At 65.1% G+C, this 21,295-nt stretch carries 25 protein-coding genes; 12 read left to right on the top strand and 13 right to left on the bottom strand.

The features are described 5' to 3' along the window. The first annotated feature begins 4 nt into the window (after positions 1-4). From GGI48_RS19055 to GGI48_RS19035, 5 genes are all read left to right on the top strand, one after another. On the top strand, positions 5-1,174 hold the full coding sequence (locus tag GGI48_RS19055; RefSeq protein WP_179599558.1) for an MFS transporter: 1,170 nt from the start codon (positions 5-7) through the stop codon (positions 1,172-1,174). 194 nt (positions 1,175-1,368) lie between these two features. Continuing rightward, entirely contained in the window at positions 1,369-1,611 is a 243-nt protein-coding gene (locus GGI48_RS19050; protein ID WP_011063724.1) for an exodeoxyribonuclease VII small subunit, read from the top strand. Next, on the top strand, positions 1,608-2,495 hold the full coding sequence (ispA, locus tag GGI48_RS19045; RefSeq protein WP_179599556.1) for a (2E,6E)-farnesyl diphosphate synthase: 888 nt from the start codon (positions 1,608-1,610) through the stop codon (positions 2,493-2,495). Before GGI48_RS19050 ends, ispA begins: the two co-directional genes overlap by 4 nt. A gap of 101 nt (positions 2,496-2,596) precedes the next feature. Then, positions 2,597-4,498, top strand: a complete 1,902-nt coding sequence (dxs, locus tag GGI48_RS19040; RefSeq protein WP_016968447.1) for a 1-deoxy-D-xylulose-5-phosphate synthase — start codon at positions 2,597-2,599, stop codon at positions 4,496-4,498. Between the two features lie 119 nt (positions 4,499-4,617). Further along, on the top strand, positions 4,618-6,510 hold the full coding sequence (locus tag GGI48_RS19035; protein WP_179599555.1) for a TonB-dependent receptor plug domain-containing protein: 1,893 nt from the start codon (positions 4,618-4,620) through the stop codon (positions 6,508-6,510). Positions 6,511-6,567: 57 nt separating this feature from the next. On the opposite strand, the gene GGI48_RS19030 is transcribed toward GGI48_RS19035, so the two are convergent. From GGI48_RS19030 to nrdR, 12 genes are all read right to left on the bottom strand, one after another. Next, entirely contained in the window at positions 6,568-7,365 is a 798-nt protein-coding gene (locus GGI48_RS19030) for a cobalamin-binding protein (protein ID WP_179599553.1), read from the bottom strand. Further along, positions 7,365-7,784, bottom strand: coding sequence for a hypothetical protein (locus GGI48_RS19025; RefSeq protein WP_016968450.1), 420 nt, complete (start codon positions 7,782-7,784; stop codon positions 7,365-7,367). Before GGI48_RS19025 ends, GGI48_RS19030 begins: the two co-directional genes overlap by 1 nt. Then, complete coding sequence (ribA, locus tag GGI48_RS19020) at positions 7,781-8,398, bottom strand: GTP cyclohydrolase II (protein WP_016968451.1); 618 nt, start codon at positions 8,396-8,398, stop codon at positions 7,781-7,783. Before ribA ends, GGI48_RS19025 begins: the two co-directional genes overlap by 4 nt. A gap of 113 nt (positions 8,399-8,511) precedes the next feature. Next, on the bottom strand, positions 8,512-9,267 hold the full coding sequence (locus tag GGI48_RS19015) for a substrate-binding periplasmic protein (RefSeq protein WP_179599551.1): 756 nt from the start codon (positions 9,265-9,267) through the stop codon (positions 8,512-8,514). A 10-nt stretch (positions 9,268-9,277) separates the two neighbouring features. After that, on the bottom strand, positions 9,278-9,781 hold the full coding sequence (locus GGI48_RS19010; protein ID WP_016968453.1) for a phosphatidylglycerophosphatase A: 504 nt from the start codon (positions 9,779-9,781) through the stop codon (positions 9,278-9,280). Beyond that, on the bottom strand, positions 9,778-10,743 hold the full coding sequence (gene thiL / locus GGI48_RS19005) for a thiamine-phosphate kinase (RefSeq protein WP_179599549.1): 966 nt from the start codon (positions 10,741-10,743) through the stop codon (positions 9,778-9,780). The genes GGI48_RS19010 and thiL overlap by 4 nt, the downstream gene beginning before the upstream one ends. An 18-nt stretch (positions 10,744-10,761) precedes the next feature. Next, positions 10,762-11,262: a transcription antitermination factor NusB gene (gene nusB, locus GGI48_RS19000; RefSeq protein WP_047306286.1), complete on the bottom strand. Its 501-nt coding sequence runs from the start codon at positions 11,260-11,262 to the stop codon at positions 10,762-10,764. After that, positions 11,259-11,735 (bottom strand): 6,7-dimethyl-8-ribityllumazine synthase, encoded by a 477-nt coding sequence (gene ribE, locus GGI48_RS18995; RefSeq protein WP_016968455.1) that lies wholly within the window; start codon positions 11,733-11,735, stop codon positions 11,259-11,261. The genes nusB and ribE overlap by 4 nt, the downstream gene beginning before the upstream one ends. 91 nt (positions 11,736-11,826) lie before the next feature. Further along, positions 11,827-12,918, bottom strand: coding sequence for a bifunctional 3,4-dihydroxy-2-butanone-4-phosphate synthase/GTP cyclohydrolase II (gene ribBA / locus GGI48_RS18990; protein WP_016968456.1), 1,092 nt, complete (start codon positions 12,916-12,918; stop codon positions 11,827-11,829). A 16-nt stretch (positions 12,919-12,934) separates the two neighbouring features. After that, on the bottom strand, positions 12,935-13,600 hold the full coding sequence (locus GGI48_RS18985; protein ID WP_047306287.1) for a riboflavin synthase: 666 nt from the start codon (positions 13,598-13,600) through the stop codon (positions 12,935-12,937). Between the two features lie 47 nt (positions 13,601-13,647). Beyond that, on the bottom strand, positions 13,648-14,781 hold the full coding sequence (gene ribD, locus GGI48_RS18980) for a bifunctional diaminohydroxyphosphoribosylaminopyrimidine deaminase/5-amino-6-(5-phosphoribosylamino)uracil reductase RibD (protein WP_179599547.1): 1,134 nt from the start codon (positions 14,779-14,781) through the stop codon (positions 13,648-13,650). Beyond that, positions 14,778-15,242 (bottom strand): transcriptional regulator NrdR, encoded by a 465-nt coding sequence (gene nrdR, locus GGI48_RS18975; protein WP_016968459.1) that lies wholly within the window; start codon positions 15,240-15,242, stop codon positions 14,778-14,780. Before nrdR ends, ribD begins: the two co-directional genes overlap by 4 nt. 129 nt (positions 15,243-15,371) lie before the next feature. On the opposite strand from nrdR, the gene GGI48_RS18970 reads away from it, so the two are divergent. From GGI48_RS18970 to trxA, 3 genes are read left to right on the top strand one after another with little or no spacing between them, the layout of a single operon-like run. Beyond that, positions 15,372-15,830 carry a hypothetical protein gene (locus GGI48_RS18970; RefSeq protein WP_016968460.1) on the top strand — a complete coding sequence of 153 codons (459 nt, stop codon included), beginning with the start codon at positions 15,372-15,374 and terminating at the stop codon, positions 15,828-15,830. Then, positions 15,827-16,537 (top strand): methyltransferase, encoded by a 711-nt coding sequence (locus tag GGI48_RS18965; RefSeq protein ID WP_179599545.1) that lies wholly within the window; start codon positions 15,827-15,829, stop codon positions 16,535-16,537. Before GGI48_RS18970 ends, GGI48_RS18965 begins: the two co-directional genes overlap by 4 nt. Positions 16,538-16,568: 31 nt before the next feature. After that, entirely contained in the window at positions 16,569-17,441 is an 873-nt protein-coding gene (gene trxA, locus GGI48_RS18960; protein WP_016968462.1) for a thioredoxin, read from the top strand. 105 nt (positions 17,442-17,546) lie between these two features. Here the strand turns inward: trxA and GGI48_RS18955 are convergent, their stop codons facing one another. After that, positions 17,547-17,894, bottom strand: a complete 348-nt coding sequence (locus GGI48_RS18955; protein WP_103741317.1) for a hypothetical protein — start codon at positions 17,892-17,894, stop codon at positions 17,547-17,549. 133 nt (positions 17,895-18,027) lie between these two features. On the opposite strand from GGI48_RS18955, the gene GGI48_RS18950 reads away from it, so the two are divergent. From GGI48_RS18950 to GGI48_RS18935, 4 genes are all read left to right on the top strand, one after another. Beyond that, positions 18,028-18,633, top strand: a complete 606-nt coding sequence (locus tag GGI48_RS18950; RefSeq protein ID WP_179599543.1) for a DUF2796 domain-containing protein — start codon at positions 18,028-18,030, stop codon at positions 18,631-18,633. Between the two features lie 61 nt (positions 18,634-18,694). Continuing rightward, on the top strand, positions 18,695-19,405 hold the full coding sequence (locus GGI48_RS18945) for an ABC transporter ATP-binding protein (protein WP_047306292.1): 711 nt from the start codon (positions 18,695-18,697) through the stop codon (positions 19,403-19,405). 1 nt (position 19,406) lies between these two features. Continuing rightward, positions 19,407-20,672 (top strand): ABC transporter permease, encoded by a 1,266-nt coding sequence (locus GGI48_RS18940; RefSeq protein WP_103741316.1) that lies wholly within the window; start codon positions 19,407-19,409, stop codon positions 20,670-20,672. A 25-nt stretch (positions 20,673-20,697) separates the two neighbouring features. Then, the gene (locus GGI48_RS18935; RefSeq protein WP_179602054.1) at positions 20,698-21,216 is read left to right on the top strand and encodes a DUF3299 domain-containing protein; all 519 of its coding nucleotides are present in this window, start codon (positions 20,698-20,700) and stop codon (positions 21,214-21,216) included. Positions 21,217-21,295 lie beyond the last annotated feature (79 nt).

Here is a 21,295-nt window from a genome sequence, read left to right as displayed (position 1 = left end):
CTTCATGAACCTGACCCTGCTGACCTTCCCCGCGCTCTACTGCGCCACCCTGTTGATGCTCGCCGGCAACGGGCTGTTCTTCAGTTTTATCGGCCTGCGCCTGACCAGCGACGGGGTCGGCGAGCTGTGGATCGGCGGCCTGACCGCCGCCTACTACGCCGGCATGGTCTGCGGCGCCAAGTTCGGCCATCGGATGATCGCCGCGGTGGGCCACATCCGTTCCTATGTGGCCTGCGCGGGTGCCGCGACCATGATCGTGCTCCTGCACCTGCTGTTCGAGGCGCTGTGGTTGTGGCTGGCGCTGCGCTTCATCACCGGCCTGGTGATGATGAACCAGTACATGGTGATCGAGAGCTGGCTCAACGAGCAGGCCGGCAACCAGCAGCGCGGTGCGGTGTTCGCCGGCTACATGGTGGCGGTGTCCCTGGGCCTGATGCTTGGCCAGGGCGTGCTGATCTGGCGCCCCGAGCTGGACTTCAAGCCGCTGCTGATCGTCGCCCTGTGCTTCGCCGCCTGCCTGTTGCCGGTCGCCCTGACCCGCCGCCTGCACCCGGCCAAACTGGAAGCGGCGCCGCTGCAGATCGGTTTTTTCTGGCGCCGGGTGCCGCAAGCCCTGAGCACGGTATTCATCACCGGACTGCTGGTCGGTTCGTTCTACGCCCTGGCACCGGTGTTCATCACCTTGAGCGGCCTGGACACGGCCCAGGCCGGCACCTTTGTCGCCGTGGCGATCCTCGCCGGCCTGTGCGGCCAGTGGCCGCTCGGCTGGCTTTCGGATCGCCTGGATCGCGCGCGGCTGATCCGCGCCTGTGCGCTGCTGCTGTGCCTGGTGACTGTGCCTTTGTGGGGGCTGTTCAGCTTGTCGTTCTCCTGGTTGCTACTGTTCGCCTGCCTCAGCGGCCTGCTGCTGTTCAGCCTCTACCCGCTGGCGGTCGCCCTGGCCAACGACCACATCGAGCAACCCCAACGCGTGGCCCTGAGCGCCATGCTCCTGGCCACCCACGGCGTCGGTGCCTGCCTGGGCCCGCTGCTCAGCGGGGCATTGATGAACCTCTACGGCCACAACGCTTTCTACCTGATGTTTTCGCTGTTCGCCCTGCTGCTGGCCTGGCGGGTACAACCGAGCAAGGTCAACGGGGAGTTCCCGGTCGAGGCCGAGGCCGGATCCCGCTGATACAGGCACGGCTCAAATGAAGGCCAAGCCGGGTCGCTTGGCCACAGGGCCGATCCGCCATACGCCCCGTCCACGGGACCGCAGAGCGCCTCGCGGCGCCCGGGTACGGGTGCGCCAGCGAGCGCTTCTCATTTGCCCGAAACCCCGGTGTCTGCTAGTGTCGCGCCGGTTTAACGTCAACCGGGATAGCCGCCATGGCCCGCAAAAAAGCTGCCTTAGATTTCGAACAATCCCTCGCCGACCTGCAAACCCTGGTCGAGCGTCTGGAGAACGGCGAGCTGTCGCTGGAAGACTCGTTGACCGCCTTTGAACAAGGCATCGGCCTGACCCGTGACTGCCAGGCGGCCCTGGCCCAGGCCGAGCAGAAGGTGCAGATCCTGCTGGAGCGCGACGGCGAACTGGCCGAACAGCCCTTCGATGCGGAACAGCCAGAATGATTGCCGCTTATCAGGCCACCAGCCAGGCCCGCGTCGACGCTGCACTGCACACCCTGTTCACCGCTCCAAGCCCCGAACTTGCCCGCCTTTATGAAGCCATGCGCTACAGCGTGATGAATGGCGGCAAGCGCGTGCGCCCGCTGCTGGCCTATGCCGCCTGCGAGGCGCTGGGCGGCAGGCCCGAGCAAGCCAACGGCGCCGCCTGCGCGGTGGAACTGATTCACGCCTACTCCCTGGTCCACGACGACCTGCCGGCGATGGACGATGACGATCTGCGTCGCGGCCAGCCGACCACCCACAAGGCCTTCGACGAAGCCTGCGCGATCCTCGCCGGCGACGGCCTGCAGAGCCTGGCCTTCAGCGCCCTGCTGGACCCGGGCCTGAGCGACGCCAGCGCCGAGATCCGCCTGCGCATGGTCACCACCCTGGCCCAGGCCGCAGGCCCGGCGGGCATGGTCGGTGGCCAGGCCATCGACCTGGGTTCGGTGGGGCTCAAGCTCGACCAGAAGGCCCTGGAGTACATGCACCGGCACAAGACCGGCGCGCTGATCGAAGCCGCCGTGATTCTCGGCGCCCTGGCCAGCGGCCGGGCGGAAAAAGACGAACTCAAGGCCCTGCAGACCTACGCTCAAGCTATCGGCCTGGCGTTCCAGGTGCAGGACGACATCCTCGACGTCGAAAGCGATACCGCGACCCTGGGCAAGCGCCAAGGCGCCGACATCGCCCGGGATAAACCGACCTACCCGGCACTGCTGGGCCTGGCCGCGGCCAAGGAATACGCGCTGGAGCTGCGGGACCAGGCGCTGCATGCGCTGCGTCCGTTTGACGCAGCGGCCGAGCCCCTGCGCGAGCTGGCGCGGTATATCGTCGAGCGGCGCCACTGATCGACGCGCCGCATATCGGCCAAGTTCAGTGCTCCGCGTGGGCAGCTTGCGATGCATAAGGTAAACTGCCGCCTCTTTCTATACCTATAACGATTCGCCTGATGCCCACGACGTTTCATGAGATTCCCCGCAAACGCCCGACCACGCCGCTGCTCGACCGTGCCCAGACGCCGGACGGCCTGCGCCGGTTAGGCGAAGCCGAGCTGGAAACCCTGGCCGATGAATTGCGCCTGGAATTGCTCTACACGGTCGGCCAGACCGGCGGGCATTTCGGTGCCGGCCTTGGCGTCATCGAGCTGACCATCGCGTTGCATTACGTGTTCGACACCCCGGACGACCGGCTGGTGTGGGACGTGGGTCACCAGGCGTATCCGCACAAGATCCTCACCGGTCGTCGCGAACAGATGGCCAGCCTGCGCCAGAAAGACGGCCTGGCCGCCTTCCCGCGGCGCTCCGAGAGCGAGTACGACACCTTTGGCGTCGGCCACTCCAGCACCTCCATCAGTGCCGCGCTGGGCATGGCCATCGCCGCCCGCCTGCAGCACAGCGAGCGCAAGGCCATCGCGGTGATCGGCGACGGCGCCCTGACCGCGGGCATGGCCTTCGAGGCGCTGAACCACGCGCCGGAAGTGGACGCCAACATGCTGGTGATCCTCAACGACAACGACATGTCGATCTCGCGCAATGTCGGCGGGCTGTCCAACTACCTGGCCAAGATCCTCTCCAGCCGCACCTACGCCAGCATGCGCGAAGGCAGCAAGAAAGTGCTGTCGCGCCTGCCCGGTGCCTGGGAAATCGCCCGCCGCACCGAAGAATACGCCAAGGGCATGCTGGTCCCCGGCACCCTGTTCGAAGAACTGGGCTGGAACTACATCGGCCCCATCGACGGCCACGACCTGCCGACCCTGATCGCCACCCTGCGCAACATGCGCGACCTCAAGGGCCCGCAGTTCCTGCATGTGGTGACCAAGAAGGGCAAGGGCTTCGCCCCGGCGGAAGTCGACCCGATCGGCTACCACGCGATCACCAAGCTGGAGCCCCTGGACGCTCCGGCAGCCGCGCCGAAAAAGGCCGGCGGTCCGAAGTATTCCGGCGTCTTCGGCGAGTGGCTGTGCGACATGGCCGCCGCCGACCCGCGGCTGGTGGGCATCACCCCGGCGATGAAGGAAGGCTCGGACCTGGTGGCCTTCAGCGAGCGGTTCCCGCTGCGCTATTTCGACGTGGCGATTGCCGAGCAGCACGCGGTGACCCTGGCGGCCGGCATGGCCTGCGAAGGCGCCAAGCCGGTGGTGGCGATCTACTCCACCTTCCTGCAGCGCGGCTACGACCAACTGATCCACGACGTGGCGGTGCAGAACCTCGACGTGCTGTTCGCCATCGACCGCGCCGGCCTGGTGGGCGAAGACGGCCCGACCCACGCCGGCAGCTTCGACCTGTCCTACCTGCGCTGCATCCCCGGCATGCTGGTGATGACCCCGAGCGACGAGAACGAGCTGCGCAAGATGCTCAGCACCGGGCACCTGTACAACGGCCCGGCAGCCGTGCGTTACCCGCGCGGCACCGGCCCCAACGCGCCGATCGACAAGGACCTGGAGCCGATCGAGATCGGCAAGGGCGTGATCCGCCGCCAGGGCAAGCAAGTGGCCCTGCTGGTATTCGGCGTGCAACTGGCCGAGGCCCTGCAAGTGGCCGAAAAGCTCGACGCCACCGTGGTCGACATGCGTTTCGTCAAACCCCTGGATGAAGCCCTGGTGCGCGAGATCGCCGGCAGCCATGAACTGCTGGTGACCATCGAAGAGAACGCCATCATGGGCGGCGCCGGTGGCGCCGTCAGCGAGTTCCTGGCCCGCGAAAGCATCCTCAAGCCGATCCTGCACCTGGGCTTGCCCGACGCCTACGTCGAGCACGCCAAGCCGGCGCAGATGCTCGCCGAATGCGGCCTCGACGAAGCCGGCATCGAAGCTTCGGTGCGCCAGCGCCTGGCGCTGCTGGGCCTGGCTTGACCCACAGCGGCTACCTGTAGCCGCTGCTGCGCGCCCGCCATGCGGGCGTCGCTTTTGCTCCCTTCCTTATCCGGCTTCACACACTGCGGCGAAGGCCGAGCCGCGCTAATGGAATAGCCATGAAACTCTCTCGCCTGGCCCTGCCACTTTGCCTTCTGCCCTGCACCGATCTGCTGGCCGACAGCTCCGAGCGCGATCAGGCCCTGAAACTGCCGGAGATGCTGATCAGCGCCAACCGCCAGGTGGAAGCACGCAACGACAGCAGCGCCGCCAACACCGTGTTCACCCGGGAAGACATCGACCGCCTGCAACCCACCAGCCTGACCGACCTGCTGCAGCGGGTGCCCGGGGTCCAGGTTGCCCAGAGCGGCGGACGCGGCAACCTGCCGAACATTTTCATTCGTGGCACCAGCTCGGCCCAGAGCCTGGTGCTGGTGGATGGCCAGCGCATCAGCAGTTCATCCTCCGGCGACAGCAACCTGCAATTCATCAGCGTCGAGCAGATCGAACGGGTGGAAGTGCTGCGTGGCTCGCGCTCGGTGATCTACGGCAGCGACGCCATTGGCGGGGTGATCCAGATCTTCACCCGGCGCGGCGCCGACTCGGGGCTGCATGGGCGCATGCGTGTCGCCGCTGGCAGCAACCAGACCTGGGAACGCAGCCTGGGCCTTTCCGGCGGCGACGCCCAGACCCGCTTCAGCCTCGGCGCCAACCTGGATGAAAGCGCCGGAATCGACTGGACCCACGCCTCCTACCCCAGCGATGCAGATCACGATGGCTACCGCAACCAATCCCTGAGCCTCACCCTCAGCCATGCCCTCAGCGACGATCTGGAAGCGGGCTTCAACCTGCTGGATAACCGAGGCCGCAGCCGTTATGACGAACCGTTCGGCCCGGAGCAGGACCCTTACACCGACTTCACCGTCAGCAGTGTCAGCGGCTTTATCGATGCAACAGTCAATGACCGCTGGCAGTCGCGACTGGAGCTGGGCCACAGCGAGAACCGCGACCTCAAGCCCGATAAGCTCAGCGACCAACGCAGCGTGTTCAACACCTACCGCGACTCGCTGGCCTGGCAGAACGATCTGCGCCTGAATGCCCAGCACAGCCTGATCCTTGGCGCCGACTGGTACCAGGACCGACTCAATACCGGTCCGACCTTTTTCATCGACAACACCCCGTTGTACTTCGCCGAAGACCACCGCTGGAATCGCGCAGCCTTTATCCAGCATCGGTTTCAAGGCCAGAGCTTCTCCACCGAACTGGGCCTGCGCCGTGACCAGAACCAGCAGTACGGCAGCCAGAACACCTGGAGCGGCACCCTGACCCTGCCGCTGAATCCGGACAACGACCTGCTGCTGTCCTACAGCGAAGGCTTCCGGGCACCGAACTTCAGCGACCTGTATTACCCGGGCTTCAGCAACCCGGACCTCAAGCCGGAGCACTCCAGAAGCTACGAACTGCAATGGCGCAGCCAACTGACGCCAAGCAGCCGCCTGGAAACGTCGGTGTACCGCACCGATATCAGGGACGCGATCATCTTCGACTTCGCCGCGCAGCGCCCGGAGAACATCGGCTCGGCGCGAATCAATGGCCTGGAAACGGCCCTGAAACAGGAGTGGTTCGGCTGGCAGAGCAGCCTTGGCGCGGCCATCATCGACCCGCGCAACCGTCAGAGCGGAGAGCAGCTGCCTCGCCGGGCCAGGCGCACCCTGAACCTGGATCTGGACCGGCAGTTCGAGCAGTTGGGCCTGGGCGCCAGTTGGCAACTGGTCAGCGATAGCCGTGAAGATCAGTCCCCACAGAAGCAGGCGCGCCTGAGCGGCTATGGACTGGTGGGATTGCGCAGCAGCTGGGCCGTCAATCGCGAGATCAGACTGGACCTGAAGCTCGACAATCTTTTCGACCAGTCCTACTCCCGAGCGCTCTACCACTACGACAGCAACAACTATGGCTATCGCAGCGAAGGCCGCACCTGGATGCTCGGCGTGACCTGGACGCCCGAGCTGTAAGATCCGCCGGCAAGCCGGCGCCTGCAGCCTCCCTTCGCGGCTTGCCGGCGAAGGGGCTCAGCGCTCAGGTGCGATCAAGGCACAGAGCTTGGCAGTGGCCGCGACCATCTGCCCGCTGGGCCGTTCCAGGCCCTTGTCCCTCACCAGCAACAACCGTCCCTGCTGCACCGCCGCGATCTGCGGCCAGGCCTTCCAGGCATCCAGCTGCCCCTGGGCGGTGGCCAGGATCGCCTGCGGATTACGCTGCAATACCGATTCGATGCTGACCTGGGGCGCCGGCAGGTGCTGGTCGGCAAATACATTGCGCGCCCCGCAGACACTCAAGGCTTCACTGATGATCTGCCCGCCGCCCACGGTGTACAGCGGCTGATCCCAGACTTGATAGAACACCGGCAACTGGGGATCGCGGTGATAGCGCTCACGCAACCCGGCCAACTGTGCGCTCAATTGCGTGGACAATTGCCGGGCCGCCGCGGACCGACCCAGGCGCTGGCCGATCTCGGCGATCTGCGCCAGCAACTGCTGGAAATCATGGGGTTCGGCAACGTAGACGGGAATGCCCAGGCGGGCCAGCTGATCGCGCTGGGCCGGGCCGACACTGGCGGGCCAGAGCAGCAGCAAATCGGGCTTGAGGCTGAGCAGGCGCTCCATGTCCAACTGGCCGTAACGCCCGACCGAGGGCACGTCCTTGAGCTCCGGCAGCCGTTCGCCGGCATCCAGCACCCCGACCAGCCGATCGGCGGCGCCCAGCTCAACAACGATCTCCGACAGTGACGGTGCCAGGCTGACCACCCGCTGCGCCGCCAGGGCCGGAGTGCCGGCCAGCAGGCACAGGACCGCCAGCCAGCGCCACATCAGCCCAGCTGACGAGGAATACGGTAGAGGTAGAACAGCACCGCGGTGGACAGCGCCAGGAGCATCAGCGGCACCGCTTCCAGGCCGACAAAGACTGCCAGGGCACCGATCCAGGCGGGCAAGGATGCCGCCAGGAAGGCGGCGCGACGACGGGCCGCCAGGGTGATCCAGGCGGCAGGCTCCTCAGGGGTATCGAGGGCTTTGCCGGTGGCGATCAAGGCATGCTTGTAGCCGTTGAAAAAACGCAGGCTGACGAACATCGAGGCCGTACCGGCGATAAAGAATGGCATCGCCAGCACAGGCATCAACGCCTCGCCCTGACCAAACACCAGGTTGATCACAAACAGCGGCAGCAAGGCCAGGGCCAGGTACTGCCACCAACTGACGGCCAGGCGGCGCTTGACTTGACCCCGAGTCACGCGCGGTCGACCTCGCCCTGGTGCTCGTTGCCCATCATGTGGTCGAGCTTGCTGGCCTTGGTCGCCAGGTACAGCTTGTTGTGCGGGTTGTGCCCGGTGTGCAGCGGCACCCGCTCGGCGACCTGGATGCCCATGTCGGTCAACGCCTTGACCTTGCGCGGGTTGTTGGTCATCAGCCGCAACGCCTTGACCCCCAGATGCTCGAGCATCGGCAGGCACATGGCGTAGTCACGCTGGTCCGCGGCAAAGCCCAGGCGCTCGTTGGCTTCCACGGTATCGGCGCCGCCATCTTGCAGCTCGTAGGCACGGATCTTGTTCAACAGGCCAATGCCGCGCCCTTCCTGACGCAGGTACAGCAGCACCCCACGACCTTCCCGGGCAATGGCGCGCAAGGCAGCTTCCAGTTGCGAGCCGCAATCGCAACGCTGGCTGAACAGGGCGTCGCCGGTCAGGCATTCGGAGTGCAGGCGGCCGAGAACCGGCGCGCCATCGGCGATATCGCCCAGGCTGAGCACCACGTGCTCGCGACCGGTGGCTTCATCGAGAAAACCATGCATGGTGAATTGCGCAAAAGGCGTAGGCAGCTTGGAAGCGGCAACAAAAACGACGGGCACTGTTGTGCTCCTGATCTGTATGAGGACTGGAGATTCGCAGAGGCGGCATTGTAACAGCAGCCTCCACTGCACGCTTAGGCTGAATTATCGGAGATAAAGATCGATAAGTTTGATCAACGGGGCGCTGGCTGCGGGCTCCCGTCGAACGGATAAGGCTGCTTCCAGCGCTGGAAGATCGGCCGCAACACACCGTCTTTCACCAACTGCTCCATGCGCCGGTCGTACAAGGCAAGCAAGGCACGGCCGCGGGGGGTGTCGGCAAAGCCCAGGTACAGGGGCAACTCGGCCAGGTGGCTGACCTTGAACTGGCTCGGGTCCTGGGCTTGGCCGAGCACATAGCTGATCTCGGTCTGGGCGTCGATGTAATAGTCGGCCCGGCCGTACTGCAACATCGGCAGGATGCCGATGCGCCGGCGAATCTCGTTGTAGCGCCGGGCATTGGGCAGGTAGTCCTGGTACTTGTAGCCACGCACCCAGACCAGACGGTAACTGCCGAGGTTGGCCAGGGTCAGCTCGGGGTTGCTGGCCAGCCCCAGGGAGTAGATGTGGTCGGTGTCGTAGTTCCAGCGCGGATACAGCAAGCCGGGGGATTCGTCGCGATAGGCGCCCACTTGCGCATCCGCTTCACCACGCTGCACCAGGCCCACCGAACGGGTGTAAGGCACGCTGCTGCGCTCGATGCGCACCCCTTGGGGCTCGAACACTTCACGCAGAATGTCCCAGGCCAGGCCTTCGCCGTTGGCTTCGGTGTACTGGCTCCATTCTTCACTGGCGATGCGAATGTGCTGGGGTTGCGCCTGCAACTCGTTGGCCCGGACGCCGCAGCTCCAGACAACCAGCAGTACCAGCAGCACGCGGCGCACGTCCATGCCTAACCCCTCAGCTCAAACACCACACCAAGCCTTGCATCGCCAGCCAAGCGAACACGCCGGCCAGCACATCGTCGAGCATGATGCCGACGCCGCCATGCACATGCCGGTCGACCCAGCGAATCGGCCACGGCTTGAGAATGTCGAAGAAGCGGAACATCAGGAACCCCGCCAGCAGCCAGTACCATCCTTCAGGCACCAGCCACAGGGTGATCCACATGCCGACCATTTCGTCCCAGACGATGCCTTCGTGGTCATGCACCCGCAGATCGTCGGCCACCTTGCCGCACAGCCAGAAGCCAAACAGCATGGTGATGCCGAGCATCAACCAGTAGCCCCAGTCCGGCAGCATCTGCCACAGCGGGATAAAGGGTAGCGCAACCAACGAGCCCCAGGTGCCGGGCGCCTTGGGCAAGGTGCCGGAACCGAAGCCGAAAGCCAGGAAGTGCCAGGGATTGCGCCAGACCGACGGCGGTACGAACTCCGCCGGGACCTGTTTGGGATGATCTGTCACGGTGTCTCCGGAAAGTGTTGATAACCCCGGGTGCCGGGGGTGATGTCCTGGCCGCCGGCATCCAGCAGGGTCACCCCCTGCCCCGCCAGCACTCGCCCCACCACGTGCACCGGCCAACCCGCCGCCCGCAGCGGCGCCAGTTCGGCAGGCGGCAGGGTGAAGGCCAGGACATAGTCGTCGCCGCCGCTCAGGGCGGCGGCGCGAGCGCCTTCCAGGCCCAGAAAGCCGAGCAGCGCCGGAGACAGGGGCAGCTTTTCCAGGTCCACCTGCAGAGCAACCGCCGAGGCGGTCGCGATATGCCCGCAATCGGCCAGCAGGCCATCGGAGATGTCCAGGGCGGCGCTGGCCTTGCCTCTCAGGGCCTGACCCAGGGCCAGCTGCGGTCGGGGCGACCAGTAGTGGGCCAGCAACGGTTCGGCCAGCGCTGCCTCGGCGCGGCGTTGCCCCAGTACCAGCGGCAAGGCGCCGGCCGCATTGCCCAGCTCGCCGCCGACACACAGCAGGTCGCCTGCACGGGCACCGCTGCGGGTCAGGGCCAAACCGCCGGGAACCCGGCCGAACACGGTCAGGGTCAAGGTCAGCGGGCCGCGGGTGGTGTCGCCGCCGATCAGGCGCACGCCACAATCCTGGGCCATGAGGTTCAAACCGCGGGCGTAGGCCTGCAGCCAATCGGTGCTTACCGTCGGCAGGGTCAGGGCCAGGGTAAAGGCCAGCGGCGTGGCGCCCATGGCGGCCAGGTCGCTGACGGCCACCGCCAGAGAGCGTTGGCCTAGAAGAAAGGGCTCGCAGGGATCGGCGAAATGCACACCCGCCACCAGGGTGTCGGTGGAAATCGCCAACTGCTCGCCAGGAGCAACCGCCAGCAAGGCGCAGTCGTCGCCAATCCCCAGGGCAATGCCCTCGCCGCCTTGCGCACAGGGCGCGGCAGCGAAGAAATGACGGATCAGCTCAAACTCGCCCATGGCAGCTGCAAGCGCGGATCAGCGCTTGAACGCCTTCACTTCAGCTTCGCGCAGGCGTGGTGCCAGCTTGTCGAGAACGCCGTTGACGAACTTGTGGCCATCGGTGGAACCGAAGACCTTGGCCAGTTCGATACCTTCGTTGATCACAACGCGGTATGGCACGTCGACGCGCTTGAGCAGCTCCCAGGTGGACAGGCGCAGAACCGCCAGTTCAACCGGGTCCAGCTCATCGATGGCCAGGTCCAGGCAAGGCACGAGCGCGGTGTCGATCTCGTTCTTGTTGGCCGGGACCCCGTGCAGGATCTCGCGGAAGTAGGCGCCGTCGATGTCAGTGAAATCGTTGTCGACCCGAAACTGCGCTTCGATCTCGTTCAGCGAATGCTTGGCCATGTGCCACTGGTACAGCGCCTGAGTCGCGAGCTGACGGGCTTCGCGACGCTTGGCGCTCTTGGATGGCTTGCCGGCGTTGGCAGGCTTGGGATCGCGCGGGTTGAAACGATCGCTTTCGTCGCTAATCACTTGGCCTCCAACTGCGCCAGCAGGCTGACCATTTCCAGGGCGGACAGGGCAGCTTCAGCACCTTTGTTGCCGGCCTTGGTGCCGGAACGTTCGATGGCTTGTTCGATCGAATCAACGGTCAGCACGCCGAAGGCCACTGGCACGCCGAACTCCATGGACACCTGGGCCAGGCCCTTGGTGCACTCGCCGGCCACGTATTCGAAGTGCGGAGTACCGCCACGAATGACCGCGCCCAGGGCGACGATCGCCGCATATTCACCCTTCTGTGCGACTTTCTGCGCGACCAACGGAATTTCGAAGGCGCCAGGGGCACGGATGATGGTGATGTCGCTTTCGCTCACGCCGTGGCGAACCAGGGCGTCAACCGCGCCGCTGACCAGGCTTTCGACGACGAAGCTGTTGAAACGGCCGACCACCAGGGCATAGCGGCCTTTAGGGGCGATGAAGGTACCTTCGATGGTCTTCAGGGTCATTCGACAAATCTCTTAAAGAGCCAGAGCGTGTCTAGCACACGCTCTTCAGTGATATTTGAACCGCGAATTTCAAGCCAGAAACGACCGGCTTTTATTCGGAGGGCACGTATTCTACAACTTCCAGGTCGAAACCGGATATCGCATTAAACTTCATCGGCGCACTCATCAGGCGCATTTTGCGCACGCCCAGGTCGCGGAGGATCTGCGAACCGGCACCGACGATGCTGTAGGTGGTGGGTTTCTTCACCGGCTGGTGTTCCGCGGTTTCACGGATGTGCGCCAGCAGGACATCGCCATCCAGCGGGTGCCCCAGCAACAGCACCACGCCACTGCCGGCCTCGGCCACTTTGGCCATGGCCGCGCGCAGGCTCCAGCGGCCCGGCTGCTTGACCATCAGCAGGTCGCGCAGCGGGTCCATGTTGTGCACCCGCACCAGGGTCGGTTCTTCCGCGCAGATGTCCCCCAGGGTCAGGGCCATGTGCACGTCGCCTTCCACGGAATCACGATAGGTCACCAGGTTGAACTGGCCCAGTTCGCTGTCCAGGGGCTGCTCGGCAATCCGCTGAACGGTACGTTCGTGGATCATCCGGTAGTGAATCAGGTCGGCGATGGTGCCGATCTTGATGTTGTGTTCGGCGGCGAAGGCTTCCAGCTCGGTGCGACGGGACATGGTGCCGTCGTCGTTCATCACCTCGCAGATCACCCCGCTGGGTTCGAAACCGGCCATGCGCGCCAGGTCGCAAGCCGCTTCGGTGTGGCCGGCACGGGCCAGGGTCCCGCCGGGCTGGGCCATCAGCGGGAAGATATGACCCGGGCTGACGATGTCCTCGGGCTTGGCGTCCTTGGCGGCCGCAGCTTGCACGGTGCGCGCCCGGTCAGCGGCGGAGATGCCGGTGGTCACGCCTTCGGTGGCCTCGATGGAGACGGTGAACTTGGTGCCGAAGCCGGAGCCGTTGCGCGGCGCCATCAGCGGCAGCTTGAGCAGCTCGCAACGCTCGCGGCTCATGGGCATGCAGATCAGGCCACGGGCGTGCTTGGCCATGAAGTTGATGTGCTCGGCCTTGCAGCACTCGGCGGCCATGATCAGGTCGCCTTCGTTCTCGCGGTCTTCGTCATCCATGAGGATGACCATCTTGCCTTGGCGGATGTCTTCAACCAGTTCTTCGATGCTGTTGAGCGCCACGCGGCACCCCCTTGGGTCAGGATTTGAGATAGCCGTTAGCGGCCAGAAAACTTTCGGTAATGGTGCCGCCGGTGGTGGCTTCGGCCGCCTTGTCGCCCAGCAGCAGGCGCTCCAGATAGCGCGCCAACAGGTCGACCTCGAGGTTGACCTGCCGACCCGGCCGGTAGTCGGCCATGATGGTTTCCGCCAGGGTATGGGGCACGATGGTCAGCTCGAACTCGGCGCCATTGACCGCGTTGACCGTCAGGCTGGTGCCGTCGACGGTGATCGAGCCTTTATGGGCGATGTACTTGGCCAGCTCCTTCGGCGCGCGGATACGAAACTGGATGGCCCGGGCATTTTCTTCCCGCGCCACCACTTCACCGACGCCGTCGACGTGACCGCTGACCAGGTGACCGCCCAGGCGGGTGGTCGGGGTCAGGGCTTTCTCCAGGTTGACCCGGCTGCCGGCCTTCAACTGATGGAAGGCGGTGCAATCCAGAGTCTCGCGGCTGACATCGGCCCAGAAACCATCGCCCGGCAGTTCAACCGCGGTCAGGCAGACGCCGTTCACCGCGATGCTGTCGCCCAGTTTGACGTCGGCCAGGTCAAGCTTGCCGGTTTCTACATAGACCCGCACATCTCCGCCTTTTGGGGTCAATGCGCGAATGCTGCCGATGGATTCGATGATGCCGGTGAACATGGAGTCCTCCTCGAGAACAGGGCCGCCGGGTAGGCGAAAGTCGGGAATTATACGCTCGCTGGCGGGGCCGGGATGGCAGTGACTCGCCAGTCATCGCCCACCGCGCGCATTTCGATGATCTTCAGCAAGGGCGCCTGGCTCATCTGCGCCAGCGGCCAGTCGAGCAACGGCCGCGCCGAGGAGCCGAGGAACTTGCCGGCGACGAAGATCTGGTACTCGTCCACCAGGCCCTGCTGGGCAAAGGCCCCGGCCAGTCGTGGGCCGGCTTCCACCAGCACCTCGTTGACGCCACGGGCGACGAGTTCCAGCAGCAGACGCCGCAGATCCACCAGGCCATCGGGGCCGGGCACGATCAGGCATTCCGGACCGTTGGCATATTGCTCTTCCACCGCCGCGCAGGTCGCGACCAAGGCCGGGCCGGCCTTGAAGAACGCTGCGTCGAGGGGCACTCGCAGGCGACCATCGATCAACACTCGCAGCGGCGGCCGGCTCATGGCCAGGGCCGTCTGTTCAGCGTCCAGGCCCAGTTCGGCGGCGCGCACGGTCAGCCGCGCATCATCGGCCAGCACCGTGTCGGCACCGGTCAGCACCACGGACGATTCGGCCCGCAGACGCTGCACCGCGGAGCGCGCGGCAGGTCCGGTGATCCACTGGCTCTCACCGCTGGCCATCGCTGTACGGCCATCGAGACTCATGGCCAGCTTGACCCGCACATAAGGCAGGCCGTGTTCCATGCGTTTCAGGAACCCCTTGTTGATCGCCCGGGCCTCGGCTTCCAGCACACCGCTGAGGGTGTCGATACCGGCCTGGGCCAGGCGCTGCAAGCCACGCCCGGCCACTTCCGGGTTCGGGTCCTGCATCGCCGCGACCACCCGCGCCACGCCGGCATTGACCAGGGCATCGGCACAGGGCGGCGTGCGACCGTGATGACTGCAAGGCTCCAGGGTCACATAAGCCGTGGCGCCACGGGCCTGGTTGCCGGCCGCGCGCAGGGCGTGGACTTCGGCGTGAGGCTCGCCGGCCCGGACATGCCAGCCCTCACCCACCACCTGGCCGTCGCGCACAATGACGCAACCGACTCGGGGATTGGGATGGGTGGAGTACCGCCCCTTGCGCGCCAGTTCCAGAGCGCGGGCCATGTAGTGCGCGTCGAGCACCGCTTGCTCCGGGGACAGGCTCATGACTTGGCCGGCTCACGGGCGAGGCGGTCGATCTCTTCGCGGAATTCGTTGAGGTCCTGGAAGCGCCGGTAGACCGACGCGAAGCGGATATAGGCGACTTCATCGAGCTTCTGCAGCTCGGTCATCACCAGTTCACCCACGACCAGGGATTTGACTTCACGCTCGCCGGTGGCCCGCAGCTTGTGCTTGATGTGCACCAGCGCCGCTTCCAGGCGCTCGACACTCACCGGGCGTTTTTCCAGGGCACGCTGCATGCCGGCACGCAGTTTTTCTTCGTCGAAGGGCTGGCGGCTGCCGTCAGTCTTGATCAGGCGCGGCATCACCAGTTCGGCGGTTTCGAAGGTGGTGAAACGTTCACCACAGGCCAGGCATTCACGCCGGCGGCGCACCTGTTCGCCCTCGGCGACCAGACGCGAGTCGATGACCTTGGTGTCGTTGGCACCGCAGAAGGGACAGTGCATGGTGGCAGGCAACAAAAAAAGGGAGGGCCATGGTAGCGCATCCCACTGGCAAGACAAGCCATAGCCTTTACGGTATACAGACCGACTATTATGTTTCGCACACGGAAATTCGCCTTGTTGGAGCTTCAGATGCCGCTCAGACCGCTCGTTTTGCTCAGTCTTGTCAGCCTGCTGGTCGCTTGCAGCAGCGATGCCCCGAAACCTGCGGCCCCCTCTTCTCCACAGCAACAGACCACGAAAAAAAATCAGCAGCCTGCTGATCTTGGGCCCTTGCCGGCCTATCAGCGCGAACTGAGCGGCACCCTTGAGGGCGTGCCGGCCGGCGCCGACGTGGAACTGGCGCTGCTGGTGATCGATGAACGCAGTCGTCCGCAACGCCTTTTGGCCAGCAGCAATCTCAGCGGCACCAGCCAGGCGCTGCCATTTCGCCTGCGCTTCGCCGCCGAGGCGTTCCCCGCCGGAGCCCGGGTCGAACTGCGTGGCCGCGCCAGCCAATCCGGCCAGTTGATCCTGCACCTGCCAGCGGTGCGCATCGACCAACCCACCACCCAGGCTCTGGGACCACTGCAGTTCGTCAAAGCCCCATGAACCCACCGCTCGACCTGCAAGACGCCCTCAGCGAACTGCTGGGGGACGCACAACTGGTGGCCTGCGAGCTGCCCGATACCCAGCTGAAACTCTGGCTGATCGACGCCCAGAACATGGACCGCGCCTTCACCCCGGAAGAAACCCGGCGCATTCTCCACGAGCCGCCTTACTGGAGCTTCTGCTGGGCCAGCGGCCTGGCTCTGGCCCGCTATCTGGCCCAGCACCCGCACTGGGTGCAGGGCAAGCGGGTGCTGGATTTCGGCGCCGGTTCCGGGGTGGCGGCGATTGCCGCGGCCAGGGCCGGCGCCCTGGAAGTGGTGGCCTGCGACCTCGATCCACTGGCCATCGCTGCCTGCCGGGCCAACGCCGCACTCAACGACGTCGCGCTGGGCTATTCAACGGATTTTTTCGCCGAGACTGATCGCTTCGACCTGATCCTGGTGGCGGACGTGCTCTATGACCGAGCCAACCTGCCGCTGCTGGATGAATTCCTCAGCCGCGGCCGCGAAGCCCTGGTGGCGGATTCCCGGGTCAGGGACTTCCAGCACCCGCTGTATCAGCGCCTGGAAACGCTCCATGCCCTGACCCTGCCGGACCTGGCCGAGCCTTGGGAGTTTCGCAACGTGAGCCTGTATCACGCGCAGCGGCCATTGGCCGGAACACCGGCGCCCGCAGGCGATAGCGATCTGCCCCTGGCAACTTTATAGTGCTTCCATTCCCGCTTATTCGAGATACCCCATGAGTCAGGACACGCCGTATATCTTCGACGCCCGCACCGCCGACTTCGACCAGTCGGTGATCGAGAACTCCTTCCACAAGCCGGTCCTGGTGGACTTCTGGGCCGAATGGTGCGCGCCCTGCAAGGCGCTGATGCCGATGCTGCAGCAGATCGCCGAGAGCTATCAGGGCGAGCTGCTGCTGGCCAAGGTCAACTGCGATGTCGAGCAGGACATCGTCGCCCGCTTCGGCATCCGCAGCCTGCCCACCGTGGTGCTGTTCAAGGACGGTCAACCGGTGGACGGCTTTGCCGGCGCCCAACCCGAGTCCGCGGTGCGCGCCATGCTCGAACCCCATGTGCAGATGCCGCCACCCCCGGCCGCCGACCCGCTGGAACAGGCCGAAGCCTTGTTCAGCGACGGCCGGATCGGCGACGCCGAAGCCATCCTCAAAGTGCTCCTGGGTGAAGACAACAGCAACGCCAAGGCGCTGATTCTCTATGCCCGTTGCCTGGCCGAACGCGGCGAACTGGGTGAAGCCCAGACCGTGCTCGACGCGGTCAAGAGCGATGAACACAAGGCCGCCCTGGCCGGCGCCAAAGCGCAGATCACCTTCCTCAAGCAGGCCGCCGACCTGCCGGACGCCGCGGAGCTGAAGGCGCGCCTGGCCAAAGACCCGCTGGATGACGAGGCCCTGTACCAACTGTCGATCCAGCAACTGGCCCGCCAGCAATACGAAGCGGCGCTGGAAGCCCTGCTCAAGCTGTTCATGCGCAACCGCAGCTACAGCGAAGGCATTGCCCACAAGACCCTGCTGCAAGTCTTCGACCTGCTGGGCAACGATCATCCGCTGGTAACCGCCTACCGCCGCAAACTCTTCGCCGCGCTGTACTGAGCCAGAAGTGCCGGCTCATGCAACTGGCTTGTGTAGGAGCTGGCTTGCCAGCGAAAGCGTTCTGACAGACCGGACGCGTTCGCCAGCAAGCTGGCTCCTACAGGATCATTGCACCCAGCTGTAGAGCGGTGTATCCGCGCCGCTGACCACCTTGACCTCGGCGCAGTGGCGCAAGCGCACCAGCAGGCGCTTGCCCGCCGCCGCGCTGCCGGTCAGCCCCTCCAGCTGCTCCAGCAACTGCGGCCCGCTGATCTGGCCCGCCTTGCGCAACAGCTCCTTGGCGGTCTGCCACAAGGCATCGTCCTGGCTGGCCGGCTTGTTGACCGGCGTTGGCGTCGCCGCTTCAGGCCTGGCCGCCTGCAACTGCGCGCCCAGTTGCGCCCAATCGCCTTCGTCCAGTTCCAGGGTCAAATCCACCGGCCAATCGCCGATGCTTCCACGAATCCGCAACATCGCTGTGCTCCCGATTTTTTCTGACGAGCATGCTCCCACGCGTCTTGCGCAACGCCAAGCGGACGGTCAAACTCTGCGGCCTATTGTTATAAGATCACATAACATTTTTTCATCGCCGCCCCGGAGACTTGCTATGCGCCGTCTGCTCCTCGCCTTGCCGTTTGCCCTGTTGCCACTGGCTGTCTCTCAGGCCGTGCAAGCCCATGAACACGAGCATGAACATGGCAGCCTCGGCGCCCATGAACATGGCGTGGCCCGCTTGAACGCGGTGCTCGACGGCCAGGCCCTGGAGCTGGAGCTGGAAAGCCCGGCCATGAACCTGGTGGGCTTCGAGCACGCTCCCAGCACCGACGCCGACAAGGCCAAGGTCGCTGCTGCCCGTACCCAGCTGGAACAGCCCCTGGTGCTGTTCAGCCTGCCCAAGGCCGCCGCTTGCACGGTGGCCAAGCAGGAACTGGCAAGCCCGCTGTTCGGCGACAAGCCCGATGCCGATGATCACGATGACGACCACGACGAAGATGCCAAGAGCACCGACGGCCATGAGCATCACCATGAGCACAGTGAAATCCACGCCCACTACCAGTTCACCTGCGCCAAGCCGGACGCCCTGAAAGACCTCGACCTGGGGCAGATCTTCAAGACCTTCCCCGCCACCCAGAAAATTCAGGTACAACTGATTTCGCCAAACGGCCAGCAAGGTGTCGAAGCCACAGCCAAGGCTGCCACCCTGAAGTTTTAAGCGCTGCACCAGTAGCCGCCGGCCGTGGCGGCTACACCACTCACTGCATGATCGGCCCAACATGACCCAAGCACTTATCGAACTGTCCGACCTGGGCTTCAGCTGGCCCGGCCACCCTCAGTTGCTGGACATCCCGGCCTTCCGCCTGGAAGCCGGCGAAACTCTATTCCTCAAGGGCCCCAGCGGCAGTGGCAAGACCACCCTGCTGGGTCTCTTGGGCGGCGTGCAAAAACCCAGTCGCGGCAGCATCCGCCTGCTGGGCCAGGAGCTGACGGAGCTGTCCGCCGGGGCCCGCGACCGCTTTCGTGTCGATCACACCGGCTATATCTTCCAGCAGTTCAACCTGCTGCCGTTTCTCTCGGTGCGCGAGAACGTCGAGCTGCCCTGCCACTTCTCCAGACTGCGGGCCAGCCGCGCCATTCAGCGCCACGGCAGCGTCGATCAGGCGGCCGCCACCCTGCTGGCCCACCTGGGCCTGAAGGACCCCGACCTGCTCGGCCGTCGCGCCGACTCACTGTCCATCGGCCAGCAGCAACGGGTCGCCGCGGCCAGGGCCTTGATCGGTCAGCCGGAGCTGGTGATCGCCGACGAACCCACCTCGGCGCTGGACTACGACGCCCGGGAAGCCTTCATCCAACTGCTGTTCGCCGAGTGCCGCGAGGCTGGGGCCAGCCTGCTGTTCGTCAGTCACGACCAGAGCCTGGCGCCGCTGTTCGATCGCAACCTGTCGCTGGCCGAACTCAATCGCGCCGCCACGCCCGCAGAGGTCTGAGATGTATCTGTTCCGTCTAGCCATGGCCAGCCTGGCTAACCGCCGCTTCACCGCGATCCTCACTGCCTTCGCCATTGCCCTGTCGGTCTGCCTGCTGCTGGCGGTGGAGCGGGTGCGCACCGAAGCCCGAGCCAGTTTCGCCAGCACCATCAGCGGCACCGACCTGATCGTCGGCGCCCGCTCCGGCTCGGTGAATCTGCTGCTGTATTCGGTGTTTCGCATCGGCAACGCCACCAACAACATTCGCTGGGACAGCTTCGAGCATTTCGCCAGCAACCCGAAAGTGAAATGGGCGATCCCGATTTCCCTGGGCGACTCCCATCGCGGCTATCGGGTCATGGGCACCACCGACGCCTACTTCCAGCACTACCAGTACGGTCATCAGCAGAGCCTGCAACTGGCCGTGGGCCGGGCCTTCGCCAGCGACCCTTTCGAGGTGGTACTGGGGGCCGAAGTCGCCGATGCCCTGCACTACAAACTGGGGGACCAACTGGTGCTGGCCCATGGCGTGGCGGCCATCAGCCTGGTCAAGCACGACGACAAGCCGTTCACCGTGGTGGGCATCCTCAAGCGCACCGGGACCCCGGTGGACCGCACCCTGCACATCAGCCTGGGCGGCATGGAGGCGATCCACATCGACTGGCACAACGGCGTGCCGGCCCGTGGCGACGGTCGTATCAGTGCCGATCAGGCGCGCAACATGGACCTGACGCCACAGGCGATCACCGCCTTCATGCTTGGCCTGAACAGCAAGATCTCGACCTTTGCCCTGCAGCGCGAGATCAACGAGTTCCGCGGCGAGCCGATGCTGGCGATCCTGCCCGGCGTGGCCCTGCAGGAACTCTGGAGCCTGATGGGCACCGCCGAAAAGGCCTTGTTCGTGGTGTCGCTGTTCGTGGTGCTCACAGGCCTGATCGGCATGCTCACGGCGATCCTCACCAGCCTCAACGAGCGCCGTCGGGAGATGGCCATTCTGCGTTCGGTGGGCGCCCGGCCCTGGCATATTGCAACCCTGCTGGTACTGGAGGCCTTCGCCCTGGCGCTGACCGGGGTCCTGGCCGGGCTTGGCCTGCTGTACCTGGGCATCGCCCTGGCCCAGGGCTATGTGCAATCGAATTATGGCCTGTACCTGCCATTGTCCTGGCCTAGCCAATATGAGTGGACGCTGCTGGGCGGTATCCTGATCGCCGCGCTGCTGATGGGCAGCGTGCCGGCCTGGCGCGCCTACCGGCAATCTTTGGCCGATGGCCTGTCGATTCGTTTATGAGCCCTGCCCTATGAAGACCCAACGCCTGCTGCGCTCCCTGCTTGCCCTGTCGCTGCTGCTCAGCTCGCCGCTGTGGGCGGCCGCGCCGAAGGATCTGACTTGGTCGGAAATGATCCCGCCGGACGCGCCGCCGGAAGTGCCGAACATGCAGCCGCTGCACGACCTGTCGCAGATGAGCGATGCACTGGCCGCCGAATCGGCCCCCGCCGCCAAGCAGGACCTGCCCAATGCACCGGTGGTCAAGAGCCTGGACGGCCTGTCGGTGCGCCTGCCCGGCTACATCGTGCCCCTGGAAGTCAACGAGGAAGGCCGCACCACCGAGTTTCTCCTGGTGCCCTACTTCGGCGCCTGCATCCATGTGCCGCCACCGCCGTCGAACCAGATCGTCCACGTCACCAGTAAGGTCGGAGTGAAACTCGATGAGCTGTACCAGCCTTACTGGATCGAGGGCGACATGCAGGTCAAGCCCTCGACCAGCGAGCTGGCGGACGCCGGCTACCAGATGGCGGCACAGAAGATCTATGTCTATGAGTTGCAGGAGTGAGTGCGGCAGCGGCGCCAGCGAGCCGACTCAGGCAGGGTCTGGGCACCAGGCCAAAAGAGTGCAGAACAAAAGAATAGTT

The organism is Pseudomonas protegens, assembly GCF_013407925.2.
Classification (GTDB): domain Bacteria; phylum Pseudomonadota; class Gammaproteobacteria; order Pseudomonadales; family Pseudomonadaceae; genus Aquipseudomonas; species Aquipseudomonas fluorescens_AP.
This window is presented reverse-complemented; position numbering and strand designations above follow the sequence as displayed.